This window comes from Streptomyces sp. NPDC001373 (genome assembly GCF_042895815.1).
Lineage (GTDB): Bacteria > Actinomycetota > Actinomycetes > Streptomycetales > Streptomycetaceae > Streptomyces.
The window spans coordinates 105222-124914 of the sequence record NZ_JBIAWQ010000010.1; the positions used below are offsets into that span (position 1 = coordinate 105222).

The 19693-nt window shown below is 71.6% G+C and carries 21 protein-coding genes; 5 read left to right on the forward strand and 16 right to left on the reverse strand.

Annotation, left to right across the window (positions count from 1 at the left end; all coding sequences use genetic code 11):
• Positions 1–9: 9 nt before the first annotated feature.
• From glgX to ACFY15_RS22805, 11 genes are read right to left on the reverse strand one after another with little or no spacing between them, the layout of a single operon-like run.
• A complete protein-coding gene (gene glgX, locus ACFY15_RS22755; RefSeq protein WP_390688563.1) occupies positions 10–2142 on the reverse strand; it encodes a glycogen debranching protein GlgX in 2133 nt (710 codons plus the stop codon).
• A complete protein-coding gene (locus ACFY15_RS22760; RefSeq protein WP_366453572.1) occupies positions 2139–2483 on the reverse strand; it encodes an STAS domain-containing protein in 345 nt (114 codons plus the stop codon). Before ACFY15_RS22760 ends, glgX begins: the two co-directional genes overlap by 4 nt.
• A gap of 40 nt (positions 2484–2523) precedes the next feature.
• Positions 2524–4347, reverse strand: a complete 1824-nt coding sequence (locus ACFY15_RS22765; protein WP_390688562.1) for an AGE family epimerase/isomerase — start codon at positions 4345–4347, stop codon at positions 2524–2526.
• A 1-nt stretch (position 4348) separates the two neighbouring features.
• Positions 4349–4819, reverse strand: a complete 471-nt coding sequence (locus tag ACFY15_RS22770) for a VOC family protein (protein ID WP_390688561.1) — start codon at positions 4817–4819, stop codon at positions 4349–4351.
• Positions 4819–5430 carry a DJ-1/PfpI family protein gene (locus tag ACFY15_RS22775; protein ID WP_390688560.1) on the reverse strand — a complete coding sequence of 204 codons (612 nt, stop codon included), beginning with the start codon at positions 5428–5430 and terminating at the stop codon, positions 4819–4821. The genes ACFY15_RS22770 and ACFY15_RS22775 overlap by 1 nt, the downstream gene beginning before the upstream one ends.
• On the reverse strand, positions 5423–7039 hold the full coding sequence (locus ACFY15_RS22780; protein ID WP_390688559.1) for a GMC family oxidoreductase: 1617 nt from the start codon (positions 7037–7039) through the stop codon (positions 5423–5425). Before ACFY15_RS22780 ends, ACFY15_RS22775 begins: the two co-directional genes overlap by 8 nt.
• A 12-nt stretch (positions 7040–7051) precedes the next feature.
• Entirely contained in the window at positions 7052–7435 is a 384-nt protein-coding gene (locus tag ACFY15_RS22785) for a nuclear transport factor 2 family protein (protein WP_390688558.1), read from the reverse strand.
• A 16-nt stretch (positions 7436–7451) separates the two neighbouring features.
• Positions 7452–7907: a nuclear transport factor 2 family protein gene (locus tag ACFY15_RS22790; RefSeq protein ID WP_390688557.1), complete on the reverse strand. Its 456-nt coding sequence runs from the start codon at positions 7905–7907 to the stop codon at positions 7452–7454.
• A 13-nt stretch (positions 7908–7920) separates the two neighbouring features.
• Positions 7921–8352 (reverse strand): nuclear transport factor 2 family protein, encoded by a 432-nt coding sequence (locus tag ACFY15_RS22795; protein ID WP_390688556.1) that lies wholly within the window; start codon positions 8350–8352, stop codon positions 7921–7923.
• Positions 8353–8386: 34 nt separating this feature from the next.
• Positions 8387–10033, reverse strand: a complete 1647-nt coding sequence (locus tag ACFY15_RS22800; protein WP_390688555.1) for a thiamine pyrophosphate-binding protein — start codon at positions 10031–10033, stop codon at positions 8387–8389.
• A 19-nt stretch (positions 10034–10052) separates the two neighbouring features.
• Positions 10053–10877 carry a type 1 glutamine amidotransferase domain-containing protein gene (locus ACFY15_RS22805; RefSeq protein WP_390688554.1) on the reverse strand — a complete coding sequence of 275 codons (825 nt, stop codon included), beginning with the start codon at positions 10875–10877 and terminating at the stop codon, positions 10053–10055.
• Positions 10878–11150: 273 nt separating this feature from the next.
• Here ACFY15_RS22805 and ACFY15_RS22810 point away from each other — a divergent pair, with 273 nt between their 5' ends.
• The 5 genes from ACFY15_RS22810 to ACFY15_RS22830 all read left to right on the forward strand — a co-directional run bounded on the left by ACFY15_RS22810 (position 11151) and on the right by ACFY15_RS22830 (position 14582).
• Positions 11151–11423 carry a UBP-type zinc finger domain-containing protein gene (locus ACFY15_RS22810; RefSeq protein WP_390688553.1) on the forward strand — a complete coding sequence of 91 codons (273 nt, stop codon included), beginning with the start codon at positions 11151–11153 and terminating at the stop codon, positions 11421–11423.
• Entirely contained in the window at positions 11420–13150 is a 1731-nt protein-coding gene (locus tag ACFY15_RS22815; protein ID WP_390688552.1) for an FAD-dependent oxidoreductase, read from the forward strand. Before ACFY15_RS22810 ends, ACFY15_RS22815 begins: the two co-directional genes overlap by 4 nt.
• 61 nt (positions 13151–13211) lie before the next feature.
• Positions 13212–13703 (forward strand): hypothetical protein, encoded by a 492-nt coding sequence (locus ACFY15_RS22820; protein ID WP_390688551.1) that lies wholly within the window; start codon positions 13212–13214, stop codon positions 13701–13703.
• A gap of 76 nt (positions 13704–13779) precedes the next feature.
• A complete protein-coding gene (locus ACFY15_RS22825; protein ID WP_390688550.1) occupies positions 13780–14109 on the forward strand; it encodes a putative quinol monooxygenase in 330 nt (109 codons plus the stop codon).
• On the forward strand, positions 14106–14582 hold the full coding sequence (locus tag ACFY15_RS22830; protein WP_390688549.1) for a group II truncated hemoglobin: 477 nt from the start codon (positions 14106–14108) through the stop codon (positions 14580–14582). Before ACFY15_RS22825 ends, ACFY15_RS22830 begins: the two co-directional genes overlap by 4 nt.
• 60 nt (positions 14583–14642) lie before the next feature.
• On the opposite strand, the gene ACFY15_RS22835 is transcribed toward ACFY15_RS22830, so the two are convergent.
• The 5 genes from ACFY15_RS22835 to ACFY15_RS22855 form a co-directional block, all read right to left on the reverse strand.
• The gene (locus ACFY15_RS22835) at positions 14643–15005 is read right to left on the reverse strand and encodes a barstar family protein (protein WP_390688548.1); all 363 of its coding nucleotides are present in this window, start codon (positions 15003–15005) and stop codon (positions 14643–14645) included.
• Positions 15002–15439 (reverse strand): ribonuclease domain-containing protein, encoded by a 438-nt coding sequence (locus tag ACFY15_RS22840; RefSeq protein WP_390688547.1) that lies wholly within the window; start codon positions 15437–15439, stop codon positions 15002–15004. Before ACFY15_RS22840 ends, ACFY15_RS22835 begins: the two co-directional genes overlap by 4 nt.
• A 63-nt stretch (positions 15440–15502) precedes the next feature.
• Positions 15503–16519 (reverse strand): sugar-binding transcriptional regulator, encoded by a 1017-nt coding sequence (locus ACFY15_RS22845; protein WP_390688748.1) that lies wholly within the window; start codon positions 16517–16519, stop codon positions 15503–15505.
• A 138-nt stretch (positions 16520–16657) separates the two neighbouring features.
• Positions 16658–17344 carry a ribulose-phosphate 3-epimerase gene (rpe, locus tag ACFY15_RS22850; RefSeq protein ID WP_042809361.1) on the reverse strand — a complete coding sequence of 229 codons (687 nt, stop codon included), beginning with the start codon at positions 17342–17344 and terminating at the stop codon, positions 16658–16660.
• Positions 17345–18164: 820 nt separating this feature from the next.
• A complete protein-coding gene (locus ACFY15_RS22855; RefSeq protein WP_390688546.1) occupies positions 18165–19631 on the reverse strand; it encodes an RsmB/NOP family class I SAM-dependent RNA methyltransferase in 1467 nt (488 codons plus the stop codon).
• Between the last annotated feature and the right edge of the window lie 62 nt (positions 19632–19693).

Here is a 19693-nt window from a genome sequence, read left to right on the forward strand (position 1 = left end):
CTCCTTCGGTCACTCGGGGTCGTTGGCGCGGCCGACCAGGATCACGACCGAGCGCGGGCCGATCAGGTACTTGCCGGCGTTGTCGAGCTCCTGCTCCGTGCCCGGGGTGCGGATGTCGTACGGGGCCTCGGCGAAGGTGTCGGCGAACAGGTGCCAGCTGCGCCCGTGGGGCAGGGCCGGCAGTTCCAGGTCGTGCGCCTCCCAGTGGGCGTTCATGGCGACGTACACCACGTCCTCGTCGGCGGTGCCGCAGCGGGCCACCGCGATCAGTCGGCTCTCGGGCGACCAGTCGGGCTGCCAGGCCCGCTCACCGTGCCAGCTGATGTCCGGCAGCCCGAGGCTGTCGCGGAGCCGGCCGGTCGGGTGGGTGGTGGAGCGCAGCTCGCGGTGGCGGCGCCGGAAGGCGATCATCTCGCGGGTGAACCGGAGCAGTTCGGCGTTCTCGTCGACCTGGTCCCAGTCGAACCAGGACAGCTCGTTGTCCTGGCAGTAGGTGTTGTTGTTGCCCTGCTGGGTGCGGGCGACCTCGTCCCCGGACAGCAGCATCGGGATGCCCTGGCTGGTGAGCAGGATGGCCAGGGCGTTCTTCATCTGGCGCAGCCGCAGGGCGTTGACCCCGGGGTCGTCCGTGGGGCCCTCGGCCCCGCAGTTCCAGCTGTTGTTGTCGTTGGCCCCGTCGTTGTTGCCCTCGCCGTTGGCCTCGTTGTGCTTGTCGTTGTACGCGACCAGGTCGGCCAGGGTGAAGCCGTCGTGGGCCGTCAGGAAGTTGACGGAGGCGCTGGTCCCGCGGCTGGAGTAGAGGTCGGGCGACCCGGCGATCCGGGTCGCCAGCTCGCCCGTGACCCCGGGGTCGCCCTTGAGGAAGCGGCGCACGGTGTCGCGGTACTTGCCGTTCCACTCGGCCCAGCGGCCGTAGGCCGGGAAGTTGCCGACCTCGTAGAGGCCGCCCGCGTCCCAGGCCTCGGCGATGAGCTTGGTGTGCCGCAGGACGGGGTCGAAGGCGAGCATCTCCAGCAGCGGCGGGTTGGGCAGCGGGGTGCCGTCCAGGTCCCGGCCGAGGATGGCCGCGAGGTCGAAGCGGAAGCCGTCGACGTGGTAGTCGGCGACCCAGTGGCGCAGGCAGTCGAGCACGTAGTTGCGCACCACCGGGTGGTTGCAGTTGACCGTGTTGCCGGTGCCGCTGAAGTTGAAGTAGTACCCCTCGGGCGTGAGCATGTAGTACGTGGCGTTGTCCAGGCCCTTGAAGGAGATGGTCGGGCCCTGCTCGTTGCCCTCGGCGGTGTGGTTGAAGACGACGTCGAGGATGACCTCGATGCCGGCCGCGTGCAGGTCCTTGATCAGGGTGCGGAACTCGTCGCCCTGCATCCCGTAGCGCCCGGTGGCCGCGTAACCGGCCTTCGGCGCGAAGAAGGAGACGGTGTTGTAGCCCCAGTAGTCGTAGAGCTTCTCGCCGGTCTCCGGGTTGCTGCGCGGATTGTCGCTCTCGTCGAACTCGAAGACGGGGAGCAGCTCGATGCAGTTGACCCCGAGCTCCTTCAGGTACGGGATCTTCTCCCGCAGCCCCGCGAAGGTTCCGGGGGCGGTGACCCGGGAGGAGGGGTGCCGGGTGAAGCCGCGCACGTGGGCCTCGTACACGACGAGGTCCTCGGCGGGGATCCCCAGCGGGGTGTCGTCGCCCCAGTCGAAGTCCTGGAGGCAGACCCGCGAGCGGTACTGGTAGCCGCGGCTGCGGTCCGGCTCCACGCCCCACACGTCACGGCCGGCGATCAGCCGGGCGTAGGGGTCGGAGAGGACCTGCCGGGCGTCGAAGCGGTGGCCGGTGACCGGGTCGTAGGGGCCGTCGGCCCGGTACCCGTACTCGATGTTCTCGTGGTCGAGGCCGAAGACCGTCATGGAGAAGACGCTGCCGGTGCGGAACTCGTCGGGGAATTCCAGCTCGGCCATCGGCTCGGGCTCTCCGCGCTTGTAGATGACCAGGGTCATGGAGGTCGCCTGGTCGGAGAAGACGGAGAAGCTGACCCCGCCGGGGACCACGTTGGCCCCGAAGGGGAACGGCTTGCCCGCGCGGACGCGGTACCCGCCCACTTCGTGGGTCGGGTACGCGTCCACGCGCAGCACTCGTTCGGAGCGGGCCTCGCTCATCGCACGGCCTTGGCCCGGCCGGCGGCGGCCGCGGCCTCGCCGGTCTCGAAGAAGTCGAGGAAGCCGGTGGCCGACATGACGAACCGGACCTCCTCGCTCACCCCGTACAGGGTGACGGCGACGCCGGCGTGCTGGGCCTCGCGGTAGACGACCAGCAGGGTGCGCAGGCCGGCGCTGGAGACGTAGGTGACGGCGGTCAGGTCGATGCGCAGCGGCCGGCCCTCGCGGACGAGCGGCAGCAGGGTCTCCAGCAGGGTGCCGGAGGTCTCGCTGTTGATCTCGCCCGTGGCGACGAGCACGGTGCCCGTCTTGTTGCGGCGTTCCTTCACGTTCAGACTCATGTCGTGCTTCCCCTCTGGTTGGGGCGCCCCCCGTTGGGCACTACTTCTGGGCCACCGGCCGGAGCCGGACCTTGACCTTGACCCGCCCCTGGACGTCGGGGAGGTGGACGGTCAGCTCGTCCGCGTCGAACTCCTCGTACGGCTTCTCGTCGATCTCCACGGACGCGATCCGCACCGAGCCCGCGGGCAGCAGGTCGGGCGAGACGCGCAGCGTCCGGCCGGGCAGGTCGGTCGGGTCCGGCTGGAAGTGGAAGTCCATCTCCCGGCCGTTGATGAGCAGGTTGTTGTAGACGGCGGCGAGGTAGCAGAGCTCCGCCGAGTGGTACATGGACATCGAGTGGCTGCCCTTGAGCCGCTCGGTGCCGAGCAGGTACGGCGTGCCGCTGGCGAGCACGTTGAAGTACACGGCTCCCTCGTCGTGGTCGAGGAAGAAGGTGTTGTAGAAGGCCTGCGCCTGGCGCGCCTCGCGCAGGCTCGCGTCGCCGCCGACGGTGCCGTGGAGGATGAGGTAGGCGAGGATCGCCTGCTCCTGCTGCCACCAGGCCTTGCGGTCGTGCCAGGCGAAACGATACGTCTCCTGGTCCCCCTCCTTCACCCGCTCCACGACGTCGTACCAGCCGCCGCGCTGGAGGTCGCTGCCGACGGCCGGCATGATCTCGCCGATCTTCCGGGCGAGCTCCTCGTAGGCGGGCTTGGCCTTCAGCGAGTTCATCCGCATCAGGTTCCAGGCGATCTTCAGGTTGTGCCCGACGACCGCGCGGTTCTGCTGCCAGCTGTGCGCGGTGTCGTGCGACCAGTCGCGGAAGAAGCGCTCCTGGACGAAGGGGCTGTTCTTGTAGTCCGGGAACTTGTCCGCGATGGTGTCGAAGGTGTATTCGAGGAAGTCGGCGTACTTCTGCTCGCCGGTCGCCAGGTACAGGTTGATCAGGTACGCGGGCGCGTGGTCGCCGACCGAGTTCCAGTTCTTGCGCTCGGCGTTCTCGCCGAGGGACTCGTGGTCGGGGCTGAAGAGGATCGGGTCGACGTGCGAGTAGTAGCCGCCCTGGTCGCGGTCGAGGAAGAACTGGTCGAACAGCCGGATGGTGGCGTCGGCGTCGTTCCTGATCCGGACGTCGCCGGTGATCCGGTAGGTCTGGATGGGGCCGGCCAGGGCGTAGATCTGCTCGTACATCGGGATGGCGTCGTAGTCGTCGGAGAACTCCGAGGTGAACAGCTTGCGCTCGCTGTCCGCGTCGACGCTGATGCCGTGGTACCAGTAGACGACGTCTTCCTCGGTGTCCACGACCCGCATGTGCTTGCGCAGGTACTCGGTGCCGCGCTCGGCGACCTCCAGGTACTCGTCCTTGCCGGTCAGCAGGTAGGCCGAGGCCATGCCGTAGACCAGGCGGGAGATGGTGTCGGTCTCCTGGACGTGGCTGGCGGTCTTGTCGCCGCCGAGCCGGATCTCGGTGCGGTACTGGGTGAAGTCCACCGGTCCGTCACCGAACTGCGCCCGCTTGTAGAAGTCGGCGAGGGACTCGATCTGCTTCACCCACCAGCCGGCCTCCTCGAAGCGGTAGTCCTCGGCGCTGCGGCCCAGGAACACCAGCCTCTTGGCGTCGAAGCGGCCGCCCTGTTCGGGGTAGTGGACCCCGTAGGCGAAGAGGAACCGGCCGGCCGAGAGCATCTCGTCGATGTGTCCCGAGGCGTCGATGTACGGCTCGTCGAGGTTGCGCACCAGCTCGGCGCTGGGGCCCGAGGCGAGCGAGACGTCGAACTCCCGGTCGTCGGAGGTCCTCAGCCGCAGCAGCCGCGACGCGGAGTCGAAGCGGACGACGTAGCCCGCGATCGTGTCGGAGAAGGAGAAGCCGGGCGAGCCCGCCATGTCATGCACCGTCCTTGTCGTGTGAGCGGTCGTCCTCGAATCCCTGGCTGACCTCGACGATCACCCCGTCGGGATCGCGGACCCACACGGTCCGCCAGCCGCAGAGGAAGTCGTCGAAGTCCAGCGGCCCCAGGGTCACGTCGGCGGCGTCGCCCAGTTCGGCGAGGAAGGCGTCGACGCTGTCGGTCTGGAAGGCCAGGTGGCGTATCCGGCCCGGGGCCGGCGGGCCGTCTCCCCCAGCTACCGCTGGGGGGACCCCCAGGGCCGGGCGGGCCGGCTCGGCCGCGGCCTCGAAGAGCTCCAGGTACGCGTCCCCCTTGCGCAGGAACACGATCCGGGTCTCCCCGAGGTCGACCACCCGGGCCCGGGTGAAGCCGAAGTACCGGGTGTAGAACTCCTCGGTGCTCTTCTGGTCGGCGCAGTTGAGGCCCACGTGCGACCAGACCATCGGGCGCTCGCCGGCGCCCGGCATCAGGCGCTCCCCCGGCCCCGGCGCGCCGCGAGGAGCTCGATGATCCGGCGGGCGAACAGGTGGTGGTGGGCGCCGGTGCGGCCGGTGACCAGGTCCCCGTCGACCACCACGTCCTCGTCGACGTACTCGGCGCCCATGTTGCGGACGTCGCCGACGAGGTTGTTGTGGCAGACGACCTTGCGGCCGCGCACCTTGTCGGGGATGGAGGAGGCCAGCCACATGCCGTGGCAGATGATCCCCTTGAGGACGGCCGGCTCCTCGAAGGCCCGGCGCAGGAACTCGGTCGCGGGGGCCGGCACGTCCACGTCCTCGGTGTAGCGCAGCCGGTCGGCCACCATGCCCGAGGGCACGATGACGGCCGCGTAGCCGCGCAGCTCCTCGTCGCCCAGTCCCTCCAGGGACCGGTCGGCGGTGAAGGGCGCCCGGTACTCGTGCCCGGTGAAGGTGAGGGAGTCGTTGCCCCACAGCCGGGTCAGGAAGTGGACCTCGGCGCCCTCCTCCGCGAACCGGCGCTGGTAGTAGAAGATCTCCGGCTCGTAGAAGTCGCTCTCGACCAGGACCGCGATGCGCGTCCCGCTCAGCGCGCCTTCGCGCAGTACGGCGTCAGGCACGTCGGGCCCCCCTGTTCCGGCCGGTGAGGAAGTCCGCCGCGCGCTCGGCGATCATCGCGATGGCGGTGTGGCAGTTGCCCGACGGGACGGCCGGCATCACGCTGGCGTCGGCGACGCGCAGGTTCCGTACGCCGTGCACCCGCAGCTCGGGGTCGACGACGGCGAGGTCGTCGATGCCCATGCGGCAGGAGCCCGCCTGGTGGTGGTAGCTCTCGGCCTTCTGCCGGACGAAGGTCCGCAGGTCCTCGTCGCCGACGGCGCCGGGCCCCGGCTGGAGCTCCTGCTTGTACCAGGGCGAGAAGGCGGAGGTGGCGAAGATCTCCCGGGCGAGCCTGACGCCCTGCACCATCCGCTCCAGGTCCCAGCGGTCGCCCAGGTAGTTCGGGTGGATCAGCGGATGGGCGAGCGGGTCGGCGCTCGCGAGCCGGATCCAGCCGCGCGAGACCGGGCGGACGACCCCGGGCAGGATCGACACCGTGTTCGGGTGGTCCTGGCCGACGATCACGTCGAACGGGACGTGGACGAAGGCGATCTGGAGGTCAGGGGCGGGCAGGCCGGGACGGGAGGACAGGAACAGCGCGCTCTCCGACAGGTTCTGCGCCGGCGCCGGGAGCTCCTGGGTGACCTCGGCCATCAGCCCGGTCAGGACGTGGTTGTGGAAGTTCTCGCCGACCCCGGGCAGGGCCGCGGTGACGTCGATGCCGTGCTCGCGCAGCCGGTCGGGGTGGCCGATGCCGGAAAGCAGCAGCAGCTTCGGGGACTCGATCGCCCCGGCGGCCACGATCACCTCCCGGCGGGCCCGTACGGTGTGCAGCCCGGGGGTGGCGGCGGTGCTGTGGCCGTCCCGGACGGTGCGGCCCGGGATCTCGGCCGGGGGCCGGCTCTGGACGTACTCGACGCCCGTGCAGGTGTCCCCGTCGACGAGCAGCCGGGTGGTCTGGGCGCTGGTGCGCAGGGTCAGGTTGGGGCGGGCGAGGGCCGGCTCCAGGTAGGCGGCCAGGGTGCCCTGGCGGCGGCCGTCGGCCACGTCGATGTGGTGCCAGCCGGTGCCGAAGAGGCCGCCGCGCGGGCCGTCGGTGTTGAAGTCGGCGATCTCCCGGTGGCCGAGTTCGACGGCGGCGTCGATGAAGGCGCGGGAGACCGGGTTGGGGTCGTGGCGCCCGGCGTTGGTGACGCGCTGGGGGCCGCCGGTGCCCGTGGTGGGGGCGGTGACGTCCTCCTGGTCCTCCAGGAGGGCGAAGTACGGCAGCACGTCCTCGTACGCCCAGCCGGCCGCGCCCTGGTAGGCCCAGTTGTCGAAGTCCGAGGCGTGGCCCCGGATGTGCATCATGATGTAGAGGTTGCTGCTGCCGCCGGGGGCCTTGCCGCGCGGCTCGTAGGTGCGCCGCCCGCCCAGGCCCGGCTGAGGGACGCTGGTGTAGCCCCAGTCGACGGGCCCGCCGAGCAGCTTGTACCAGGAGGACGGGTCGTCCACCTCGGGCGGGATGCGGTGGCCTCCGGCCTCCAGGACCAGGACGGAGACGTCCGGGTCGGCGGAGAGGCGGTCGGCGAGGACGCTGCCGGCGGTGCCGGAGCCGACGATCACGTAGTCGTACTGCTCTGTGGCCACGGTCCGGTCCCCTCAGTCCTGGCTCAGGACCTGGAAGGGGACGGTGTCGTGGTAGTTCGCCATGTAGACGATCCGGCCGTCCACGATCCGGAAGAAGTTCATGACCTCGGCCTCGATGGCCCGGCCGGAGGGGCTGACGGCGGTGATGTGGGAGACGGCGGCGGCCTTCTCCCCGTCGACCAGGAAGTGCACCGGCTCGTTGCGGAAGACCCGGTACATGCTCCCCATGCCCTTCATCATCGAGCGCAGGGTCTCCAGGCCCTCGATGTGTCCGGCGAGCTGCTCGTCCATGACCTGGTCTTCGGCGAACAGGTCGCACCAGCGGTCCCAGTCACCGGCGTTGGCGTACTCGTAGTACTTCCGAAGGACTTCGGTCAGGCTCTCTCGGGCGTCCATCGCGTCTCTCATCCCCTTATCGGTCCCTGCGGGTGCCGTCCGGCGCGAAGGGCGCCCAGAACTGGCTGAAGGCACTGGCGGTGTCGCCGAAGAGCCCGTCGCGGCCCTCGACGATCCGCCCGTCCCGCCACCGCATGAAGTGGAAGACCGGGTAGTCCATCCGCTCGTACGGGGAGGCCCCGGCCGGGTCCGCGCCGTCCCTCAGGGCGGTGTTGCGGCAGACGTCGGCGCTGCAGTCCTCCCCGGTGAGGACGGCCTCCAGCTCCATGCGGAAGGTGCCGCCGGTGAGCTTGTGGGTCTGGCCCATCAGCTCCAGGAAGGCGTCCAGGCTCTCGTACCAGCCGGCCAGCGGGTGGTTGCCGGGCACCAGCCAGCGCAGGTCCTCGGAGTAGTACTCCAGGATGCGCGCGCGGTCTCCGGAGCCGAGGGCGCGGTAGGCGGCCTCGACGCGCTCGCGGGTCACTTCGGTCATCGCCGCGGCCCTCTCAGAGCGAGCCCGAACCGGGCATCGGCGCCAGTTCGTTGACGGTGTACTGCTTGATCAGCGGTCCGTCGGGGCCCGCCACCACGGTCCAGGTCTGGTCGGCGTCGAAGCCGAGCCACTGGCTGCGGGCGGCCGGCGGGTCCCAGATCTTGGCCTGCCAGTTGACGAGGACCCGGACGATCGCCCGGTCGCCCTCGATGACCGGCTCCACCTTGGTGACCGTGTGCACCTCGTCGAAGAAGCGGTGGGTGACGGCCTCGTACCAGCGGCCGAAGCCCTGGTGGCCGAGGAAGGTGTCCTCGGGGACCTTGAACTCCAGGTCCTCGGTGATGAGGGCGAGGACCTGCTCCGGCGGGAGGTGGCGGTCCAGGGCCACGTACCAGTTCTCGGCGAAGGTGCGGATCGCGTCCTCGGTCAGCCGCTCGGCGGGCATGCGGTCTCCTCCTGTTCGGTGGGGTCCGGTCGGTTCAGATCTGGACGTCGACGAGGAACGGGCCGGGGTGGGCCAGCATCCGGTCCGCGGCTGCCGCCGCCTCGTCCGGCTTCTCCACCCGCGTCCCGTCGGCGCCCAGCGCCCGGGCCAGCCCCGCGAAGTCGATCTCGGGGCGGGAGAGGTCGAAGGAGCCCGGGAAGGGGTGCTCGGCGATGTCCCGTTCCCGCCAGTACTGGGCGATGTTGTCGTCGAGCAGCCGGTACTTGCGGTTGTTGCAGACCACGAACTTGGCGTCGATCCCGTGCCGGACCGCCGTCCACAGCGCCTGGTAGGTGTACATGGACCCGCCGTCGCCCGCGAAGCCGACCACGAGCCGGTCCGGGCGGGCCAGCTTGGCGCCGACCGCCCCCGGGAAGCCCACGCCCAGCGAACCGCCCCGGGTGAGGTGGTAGTCGCCCGGGCGCTCCGGCGGGAGGTGGCGGGTGACCAGCGGGGAGGTGGTCAGGGCCTCGTCGAAGACGATCAGGTCCCCGCCGGTGCGTTCGGCCAGCCTCCGCAGGAAGACGGCCATCGGCGTGTCGTCGTCCGGCGAGGCCTGCCCGGCGGCGTCGGCCCGCTCCCGGGCCCGCGCCTCCAGCCGAGCGGCCGCGGCCGCCCGCCGGGCCGGGGTCAGCCGCTGTTCCAGTACGCCGGCCAGCGCGCGCAGCGCCTGGCGCGGATCGGCGGCCAGCCCGAGGTCGACGGGGTGGTTCTTGGCGATCTCGTAGGCGTTCAGGTCGATGTGCACGATCCCGGCGCCGGGCCGGAAGGGGTTCTCCAGTTCGGGGAACACCTCGGGGAAGACGTAGGTGCCGACGATCAGCACCCCGTCCGCCTCCCCGACCAGCTCCTTGCTGTGCGGGCCGAACATGTGTCCCGTCTGGCCGCGGCGCAGCGGGTGCGAGGCGGCGATGTTCACCTCGGACGAGTCGACCTCGTACACGTCGGCGCCCAGCAGCTCGGCCACGGCGGCGAGTTCGGCCTGCGCCCCGGCGAGCGAGACCCCGTCCCCGACGAGGACCACCGGGCGTTCGGCGGCGGCGAGGATCTCGGCCGCCCGGCCCACCGAGGCGGGCGAGGGCGCCACGTCGGTGAGCGGGACCGTGGCGGGCAGGACGGGCTCGGAGTTGAGCTCGTCCAGCACGTCCATGGGCAGGGCCACGAACACCGGTCCGCGCGGCGGGGTGAGGGCGATCTTCACGGCCCGCCGGACCGTGCGCAGGACGGACCGGGGGTCGGTGACCCGGGTCGCGTACTTGGTGACGGGCCTGGCCATGGCCACCAGGTCGGAGGCCATCTGGGCGTCCATGGCGTCGTAGCGCACCCCGGCGTCGCCGGCGACCACGACCAGCGGGGTGTGGCCGCGCAGCGACTGGTAGAGCATGCCGATGCCGTTGCCCAGCCCCACGCCGGAGTGCAACTGGAGCAGGGCCGCACCGCCGGTGGCCCGGGCGTAGCCGTCGGCGATGCCGGCGGCCACGGTCTCCTGGAGGGCCAGGACGTACCGGAAGTCCGCCGCCGCGTCGACCGCGTCGAGGAATCCCTGTTCCACCGTTCCCGGATTTCCGAACATCACCGTCAGGCCGTCGGCCTTGAACTGTTCGATCAGCCTTTCCCGTCCGGGAGTGGCTTCGGAATTCATCGGACTCCCCCTCGTTCCCCTACCACCCGTAACGGGTGAGGCCGTTCTCCAGGACTTCCACGATCTTCTGCCCCGTGAGATACGAGTCGGGGGTGGAACGGCCGGTGACGAAGGGGTAGTCGACAATCACCGACAGCGGATGGCCGAAATTCCCGTGATAGGCGCCGCGCGGCCCGGTCGCGTCGCGCAGGATGTACTCCAGCGGGTACGGCGGCGGCCCCATGTTGAAGTCGGTGCCGAGGAATCCGGTGCCGTCCTTGTAGTCGTACTCCTTGCAGTGCCCGGTGACGTGCTTGCCCCAGATGATGCTCCTGCGGTCGCCCCAGTCGCGGGCGAAGGCCAGGCAGGCGACGCCGTAGCACTCGGCGGCGACGACCTTGCCGGCGTTCCTGAACGCCAGGATCAGGGCGTGGACCCGCTCGTTGTTGGCGAGGTCGACGATGGGACCGCTGCCGCCGACGATGAGGACCGCGTCGTAGTCGGCGATGTCCGCCTCGAGCTTCTCCAGGTCCCGGTGGTACTGCTCCAGCTTGCGCAGATACGCGCCGTCGCTCGTGTACGGGCGCTCCGGCACCCACGCCTCGATGTCGAGGGGCGTGTCGAGGCGGTTCGACTGCTCGAACTCCCGGCCCAGGCGGGCGTTCTCCTCCGAGGTGACCGAGCGGCCGAGCGGAGGGTCGACGAAGTCCGGGTCGAGGCTCGGCGGAAGCGCGTGGGCGCGCTTTCCGGTCGGCGTGGCGAATGTGATCTCGTAGCCCTGCTCGTCGAACTTCGAAACGGGACCGATCAGTTCCTCGGACCAGTAACCGTGTTCGGAGACAATGACCAGAATCTTTCTGCTCACGGATTCCTCCAGGCGCGGCCTGTTGTCGTTTGCGTTCACCACACTGCGTGCGTCCGGAGCCCGCGTCAAAGGGCCGGAATGCGACTTCGTGAGGTAGGGGGCAAGGTGGTGACGACACCTCACCTAGTAGTCCGGCGAGGTCAGGAAGTACCTGCCGGACTTCCTGACCTCGGCCGGATCGCTGAACCGATTCAAGATCCCCGACTTATGGTCTGGACGCGCCGTGATGCGCGGGCGCCGGGTCAGGAGTGCGTGAGGAGAGGGACGGGGACGATGACGAAGGACCTGTTGTGCACACACGTCGACCAGATACGTCCGGTGAAGCCATCAGCCGAGGGCTGCGAGGAGTGCCTGCGCCTGGGGGACGTCTGGGTGCACCTGCGGATGTGCCTGAGCTGCGGGCACGTCGGATGCTGCGACTCCTCGAAGAACCGCCACGCCACCCGGCACTACCGGGCGACCTCCCACCCGATCGCGGCCTCGCACGAGCCCGGTGAGGACTGGGCCTGGTGCTACGCCGACCAGCTGATGCTGGAGCCGGCGTGAGCGCGGCCCAGGGGAGCCCCGCCTCCCCCGCCACGAGCACGGCCGCCGCTCCCGAGCGGGCGGAGAGCCGCAAGCCCGTGATCCTGGCCGTCGACGACGACCCGCAGGTGCTGCGGGCCGTCCGCCGTGACCTGCGCAGCGCCTACGGGGACCGCTACCGGGTGCTGGGCGCCTCCTCGGCCGCCGACGCCCTGAAGATCCTGGACTCCCTCGACCAGCGCGGCCACGACCCCGCGCTGTTCCTCGTCGACCAGCGGATGCCCGACGTCACCGGCGTGGAGTTCCTGCTGGAGGCGGTCAGCCGGTTCCCCGACGCCCGCCGGGTGCTGCTGACGGCGTACGCGGAGACGGACGCGGCCATCACCGCCATCAACCGGGTCCGGCTGGACTACTACCTGCTCAAGCCCTGGGACCCGCCGCACGAGCGGCTCTTCCCGGTCCTGGACGACCTGCTCTCGGACTGGCTCGCCACCTACCGGCCGGCCTACGACGGGATCATCGTCGCGGGCCACCTGGTCTCCCCCGGCACCCACGCCGTCCGGGACTTCTTCACCCGCAACGGGCAGCCGTTCCGCTTCCTGAACGTCGAGCGGGACCCCGAGGCGCTGACGGTGATCGCCGACGCGCGGGCCGGCGCCGCGCTGCCGCTGGTGCGCTTCCCGGACGGCTCGGTGCTCTCGGCCCCGACCGACACGGAACTCGCCCGGCGGCTGGGCCTGTCCACCACGGCCTCCCGCCCGCACTACGAGTGCGTGATCGTCGGCGCCGGCCCGGCGGGGCTCGCCGCCGGGGTGTACGCGGCCTCCGAGGGCCTGTCCACGCTGATGCTGGACTCCCGCGCCCCGGGCGGCCAGGCCGGCACCTCCAGCCTGATCGAGAACTACCTCGGCTTCCCCTCGGGCCTCTCCGGCGGCGACCTGACCCGCCGGGCCACCATCCAGGCCTCCCGGTTCGGCGCCGAGATCCTGCACCCCGTGGAGGTGGTCTCCCTCACCCGGGACGACCCGGCGAAGATCCTGACCCTGGCGGACGGGACGGAGATCAGCGCGGAGACGGTGCTCCTGGCGACCGGGGTCTCGTACAACCGCCTGGAGGCCCCCGGCGCGGACCGCTTCGAGGGCGCGGGCCTGTACTACGGAGCGGCGACCACGGAGAGCTCGGCCTGCATCTCGCAGCACGTGTTCATCGTGGGCGGCGCCAACTCGGCCGGTCAGGCGGCCGTGCACTTCGCCAAGTACGCGGCCCGGGTGACCATCCTGGTCCGGGCGGCCTCCCTGGACGCGAGCATGTCCCGCTACCTGATCGACGAGATCGGGCGCACCCCGAACATCGAGGTGAAGGTCCGCACGACGGTCACCGCCCTGCACGGCGGGGAGCACCTGGAGCGGATCACCCTGCACGACGCGGACACCGGCGAGGACCGGGAGGTCCCGGCCCGGTTCATGTTCACGTTCATCGGGGCCCGGCCGCACACGGACTGGCTGTCGGGGGTGGTGGAGCGCGACGAGTACGGCTTCGTCCTCACCGGCTCCGACCTGATCGCCAACGGCGGGGAGCTCCCGGCGGAGTGGAGCCTGGAGCGCGCACCGTATCCACTGGAGACCAGCGTCCCCGGGGTCTTCGCGGCGGGCGACGTACGGGCCCACTCGGTCAAGCGGGTCGCCTCGGGCGTGGGCGAGGGGGCGATGGCGGTCTCCCTGATCCACCGCTACCGCTCGATGGGCTGAAGCCGAGGGCGAACACCCGGACCCTTGCGATCACAGGGAGAGCGGATGCAACGTTGATTACATGATTACAGCCGAACAGAGCGAGAAGCTCCGCACGTGGTTCGCCGAGCGCCTGCCGGTGGACGTCTACGAGTCCCTCGTCTCGGTCACCGTCGACCGGGAGGAGATCACCGTCGTCGGCGCCGTCCCGGCGTCCGAGTCGGTCAAGGAGTTCCGCGAGCGCACCCGCGAGCAGCGCATGGAGGTGGCCCGCGAGGCCGAGGAGCTCTACCGCCGCAAGGTCGCCTGGGGCGTGAGGTCGGGTGAGGAGACGGTGCTCTTCACCCACCTCGCGGTCCCGGTCATGACCCGGCTGCGCCAGTCCGAGCGCCAGGTGCTCGACACCCTGGTCGCCGGCGGTGTGGCGCGCAGCCGGGCGGACGCGCTGGCCTGGTGCGTGCGCCTCGTCGGGGAGAACGCCGACGAGTGGCTCCGGGAGCTGCGGGAGTCCCTCGACGAGGTGCGCCGGGTCCGCTCGCAGGGCCCCGACATCCAGAAGTCTCGGCCGGAGTGACGGAAATCCCCACCGGGCACTGATGATCCCGGAGAGTATCCGGGACGACCTGATCCCAGGGAGAGGCACGCACACCATGACCACCACCGTCGAGTACATCCGCTACCGGATCGCCTCGCAGGACCAGAAGGCCTTCGAGGAGGCGTACGCCCGCGCGGCCGAGGCCCTGGCCGCCTCGCCGGAGTGCATCGACTACGAGCTGGCCCACAACACCGAGGACACCGAGCGGTACATCCTGCGGATCCGCTGGACCTCGGTCGACGCCCACCTGAACGGTTTCCGCAAGGGCGAGCACTTCCCGGCGTTCTTCCAGGCGATCCGCCCGTACGTGACGAACATCGAGGAGATGCAGCACTACACCGTCACCGACGTGGCCGGCCCGGGAAAGGCCGCCGGACGGTCATGAGCACCACGCCCACGATCTACGAGTGGATGGGCGGCGCGGAGGCCATGCGGCGGCTCACCGACGCCTTCTACGCCCACGCGCTCCAGGACGAGGTCCTGGCCCCGGTCTTCGCGGGCATGGACGCGGAGCACCCGCAGCACGTCGCGGTCTGGCTGTCGGAGGTCTTCGGCGGCCCGGCCGACTACTCGGCTCACCACGGCGGCCACATGCACATGGCCACCAAGCACCTGGGGCGCGGCATCACCGAGCAGCAGCGCCGCCGCTGGGTGGACCTGCTGCTGGACACGGCCGACGAGGTCGGCCTCCCGACGGACCCCGAGTTCCGGGCGGTGTTCGTCTACTACATCGAGTGGGGCACCCGGATGGCCCTGATCTACTCGGGCCCCAACCCGCCGCCGGTGGACACGGCCAAGGTCCCGGTCTGGTCCTGGGGCCAGACCCCGCCGTGGATCCCGAAGGCGAAGGACGCGTGAACGAGCAGGCCCCGCGGCCCGGAAGGGCGCGGGGCCTGCCGCGCGTCCTGCGGCCTCCGCTCAGCCGGCCAGGACCACGGTGAGCGGCGGCGCCCCCTCCTGCCCCCGCCAGAAGTCCACGGCCTCCTCCAGGACCTCCCCGAGCGTCTCCCAGTCCTCGGCCCGCTCGGCGGCGTACCCCCGCCAGGAGGTCACCGCCAGCAGCCGCCCCGGCGCGTCCGGCAGCCAGGACAGGTCGATCAGCGCGTCGGCCAGCGCGTCCCAGTTCCCGCCGAACCACTCCGGCACCGCCAGGGCCGCCCCGCAGCGCCGCATCAGCGCCGCCTTGCTGCGCACGCCGTCCAGGTCGAGCCGTACGGTCGTCCAGCCGGCCTCCTCGGCCGCGGCGAGGGCGGGGGCGAGCGGCTGCGGGTCGAGGGTCATCGGAGAACCGCCCTGAAGGTGTCGTAGTGGTCGTCCGTGTAGTAGAACTCGCCGCCCTCGCCCGTGACGATGCGACGGGCCCCGCGGTCCCGCTCCCCGGGGGTCCTGACCGTGTACTCGTGGTAGTAGCCGCGCTTCTGCTTCGGCAGGGCCTTCTCGAAGTTCCCGAAGACGGTCCCGTCCTGCCGGTACGCGTACGGGCCGCCCTTGTCGATCAGCGCGAGCACCTCGCGCGCCTGCGGGGGCAGCGCGTCGGCCCGTACGGTGGCCATCCCCTTCGCCCAGGAGGGCGCCGGAGCGGCGCCGGCCGCCGTACCGGCGGGCGCGGCCTGCTGGGTCTTGCCGCCGCAGGCCGCGGCTCCCGCCAGCGCGACGCACAGGAACAGGGCCCCCAGCGCGCGCAGCAACGACCGGGGCACGTTCCGAAAGATCATGCGCCGATCGTGCCAAATATCCGTTTTCTTGGCGAATCGCCGGGCGGGGGGCCGCCGCTCGGTCTAGAGTTCGTCCGGATCGGCCCGCTCCAGCGCCGGCCGCAGCCCCGGCTCGGACTCGGTCAGCAGGTAGTCCGCCACCGCCGTGTCCGTGACCAGGCTGGTCACGAGCCCCGATCTGAGCACCGCACCGATCGCGGCGGCCTTGCGCAGCCCGCCCGCGATCGCCACGACCTCGGGGATCCGGCGCAGCCGGTCGGCCTCGACGGTGATGCACCGCTCGCCGAGGTCCCGGCCGACCCGGCGGCCCTCCGCGTCGAAGAGGTGGGCCGACATCTCGGCCGCCACGCCCAGCGAGGCGTAGTGCGCCCGCTCCTCGTCCGTGAGCATGTCGTGCACGGTCGAGATGCCCGGCTCCCAGGAGCCGATGGACACGGCCGCCACGGTGACCTTGTCGAAGTACTCGAAGGCCCGCGCGATGCCCGTCTGGTTGCGCAGCGCCGCGGCCGTCGCCGGGTCCGGCAGCAGCATCGGCGCGTAGATGGGGTGCGCGTCCCCGCCGGAGACCTGTGCGGCGCGCCGCACGGCCTCCACGGACCCGCGCTCGGCCGTCCCGGCGTCGTACACGCCGGTCAGCTGGACGACGGTGCACGGCGGGAGGCGGTGCAGGGAGGCGGCCATGTGGATGGTCGACCGGCCCCACGCCAGCCCCAGGACGTCGCCCTCGTTGACCAGCTCGCCCAGCAGGTCGGCCGCCACCGCCCCGAGGTTCTCCGGATCGGGCGCGTCCTCGCTCGCGTCGGCCGGGGACTCGACCACGACGGCATGCCGCAGCCCGTACCGGGCCCGGAGCGCGTCCGAGCGCTCCGCGTCCAGTTCCGCCGGTACCCGGATCTCGATGCGGACGAGGTCGCGTTCGAGGGCGGTCTCCAGGACCCGGGCCACCTTGAAGCGGCTCACGCCGAACTCCTCGGCGATCTGGATCTTGGACTTGCCCTCCAGGTAGAAGCGGCGCGCCATGGCCGCCGCCTGCACCAGCTCCGCGGGTCCCATCCGCAGGGCTGACCGTCCCGCCGACATTGCAGACACCGCGCTCTCCTCACTGCTGTTCACACTGTCGTGTTCACACTCTCGACTCGCCGTTCATCCTGTCAGATCCAGCGGCCATTGATCAGCCTGGACGGCTCCCGTTCACCGAGCCGTCCACCAACGCTTGTCTCAGTGGTCGCAGGCCCAGGGCGCCGCCGCGATCGCCGCACCCGCCTGGTCACGCAGAGTCCGCACCGCGGCGGCCGGATCGACCGCCCCGTAGACCGCGCTTCCGGCCACGAACACGTCGGCCCCGGCCTCCGCGACCCGCTCGATCGTCGTGGCCGAGACCCCGCCGTCGACCTGGAGCCACAGGTCCAGTCCGTGCTTGGCGATCAGCTCCCGGGTCCGGCGGACCTTGGGCAGCATGATGTCGAGGAAGGACTGGCCGCCGAAGCCCGGCTCGACCGTCATGATCAGCACCATGTCGAGCTCGGGGAGGATGTCCTCGTACTGCTCGATCGGGGTCCCGGGCTTGAGCGCCATCGCCGCCCGGGCGCCCAGGGCGCGGATCTCGCGCGCGAGGCGCACCGGCGCCGCGGCGGCCTCGGCGTGGAAGGTCACCGAGCCGGCGCCGGCCTCCACGTACTGCGGCGCCCAGCGGTCCGGGTCCTCGATCATCAGGTGCAGGTCGAGCGGGGTCTCCGTGGCACGGCTCAGGGACTCCACGACCGGGACGCCGAGGGTGAGGTTCGGGACGAAGTGGTTGTCCATGACGTCGACGTGCAGCCAGTCGGCCCCCTCGACGGCCTTCGCCTCCTCGGCGAGACGGGCGAAGTCGGCGGACAGGATGCTGGGATTGATCTGAACGGCCATGCCCCAAGCCTGCCATGCCCCCGGCCACTTCAGGCCACGGCCCCGGAACTCGTGGTTCTCTTAGCAGCGCTTAAACGACGATGGCCCGGATACCCGCTTGTGCTGCGCGGTGGAGTGTGACCACAACTACACCCATGCCGACCGCCGACGCATCCCCCCGGCCGACCGGCTCCCCCTGCCCGCCCCGGCCGGCGTCGGCCCCTGGCACAGCCCGGACTTCCGCGCCCTCCTCGGCGCCGCGACCCTGAGCCAGTTCGCCGCCAACACCGGCTGCCGCGCTCGGCCTGTTCTGGGCGGCGGGCGGCGTGGGGCTGCCGTGCGGGGCCCGGCCGCCCCGGCCCTTCGCCGCCCGGGCCGGATACGGCCGGGCCCTGACGCTGAGCCTGACCCCGGCGGCCCTGCTGGTCCCACTCGCGGACCGCGGACCGTAGCTGTGGGCGGCAGCGGCGGGCTGGCTGGTGTCCACCGTGACGATCGGCTCCGGCAACGTCTCCGGTGTCAGCCTGCGCCGGCACCTGACACCGGACCCGCTCCTCGGCCGCATGAACGCCACCTTCCGCTTCATGCTGACCGGTGCCCTCGCCCTCGGCTCCGCCGTCTCGGGCCTCCTGGCGGAGCTCACGGACCTGCGGACCGCCCTGTGGGCCGGTACGGCCGTTCTGGCGCTCTCCTTCGTACCGACCCTGGTGCCCCCGTCCGCAGCCGTCGTTCCGCGGGACGATGACCGCCCCCGCAGCCGCCCCCCTGACGGACGTCCGCGCCACCCGCCGCATCCGCCGCGTCTGGTGCGCGGGCGCCGGGCACGTGCCCGGCTGAGCCCCTACGCCGTGCGGCGCAGGAGGGCCAGGTACATGGCGTCCGTGCCGTGCAGGTGCGGCCACAGCTGGACGTCCGGGCCGTCGCCGAGGGCCGGGACTCCCTCCATGTACGGGCGGGCGTCGATCAGCTCGGCCGACACGGGGAGGTTGCCGGCGCCCCGGCCCTTGAGGACGTCGTCCACCACCACCCGGGTCTCCGCCAGGTGCGGGGAGCAGGTCGCGTAGCCCACGACGCCGCCGACCCGCACCGCCGACAGGGCCTCGCGCAGCAGGGCCCGCTGGAGCGGCGCGAAGCCCTCCAGGTCCTGCGGGCGGCGCCGCCAGCGTGCCTCCGGGCGGCGCCGGAGCGCGCCCAGGCCGGAGCAGGGGACGTCCATCAGCACCCGGTCGAAGGAGGCCGGGCGCCACGGCGGGCGGGTGCCGTCGGCGGCGATCACCTGGTACGGGCCCGGGTTGCCGGACAGCGACCGCTCCACGAGACGCGCCCGGTGCGGCTGCTTCTCGGAGGCCAGCAGGAACGCGCCCCGCTGCGCGGCCAGCGCGCCCAGCAGCGACGCCTTGCCGCCCGGGCCCGCGCAGCCGTCCAGCCAGCGCTCGTCGCGGCCCTCGACCGGGGCCGCCGCCAGGGCCATGGCCACCAGCTGGCTGCCCTCGTCCTGGACGCCGGCGCGCCCCTCGCGGACCGCCTCCAGCGCACCCGGCTCGCCGCCCTCGGCCATCCGGACGGCGTACGGCGACCAGCGGCCGGGCAGTGCCGACTCCTCGCCGAGCGCCTCCACCAGCTCCTCGGGCGTGGACCGGCCCGGCCGCGCCACGAGCGTCACCTCGGGCCGCTCGTTGTCGGCCTCCAGCAGGTCCTCGATCCCGGCGCGCCCGCCGCCCAGGGCGTCCCACAGGGCGCTGACCACCCAGCGGGGGTGGGAGTGGCAGACCGCGAGGTGCTCCTCGGCGTCCTCCTCGTACGGCGGCGCGACCCGCTCCAGCCAGCCGTCCAGGTCATGGGCGGCGATCTTGCGCAGGACGGCGTTCACGAACTTCGCCCGCCCGTCGCCCAGCACCACCCGGGCCAGCTCCACGCTCGCCGAGACCGCGGCGTGCGTGGGGATGCGGGTGCCCAGCAGCTGGTGCGCGCCGAGCGACAGCACGTCCAGTACCGGCGGGTCGACCTCGCGCAGCGGCCGGTCGACGCAGGCGGAGATGATCGCGTCGTAGGTGCCCTGGCGGCGCAGGGTCCCGTAGACCAGCTCGGTGGCGAGGGCGGCGTCGCGCGCCTGGAACCGCTCGTCCTGGCGGGCCTTCTTCAGCAGCGGGGGCAGGACGAGGTTCGCGTACGCGTCGCGCTCGTCCACCGCCCGCAACGCCTCGAAGGCCAGCATCCGGACGGGGTCCTTCTGGGGCCGGCGGTAGGGCTTGGCCGGCCGGCCGCCCGGGGCGGCGCTGCGACGGGGCTGGGGGGACTTTTCGCTCACGTGAAAGGTGCTCCGGAGGTACGAGGTGCTTCGGGGTGCTGCTTCGGTGCGGGTGCGGCGGT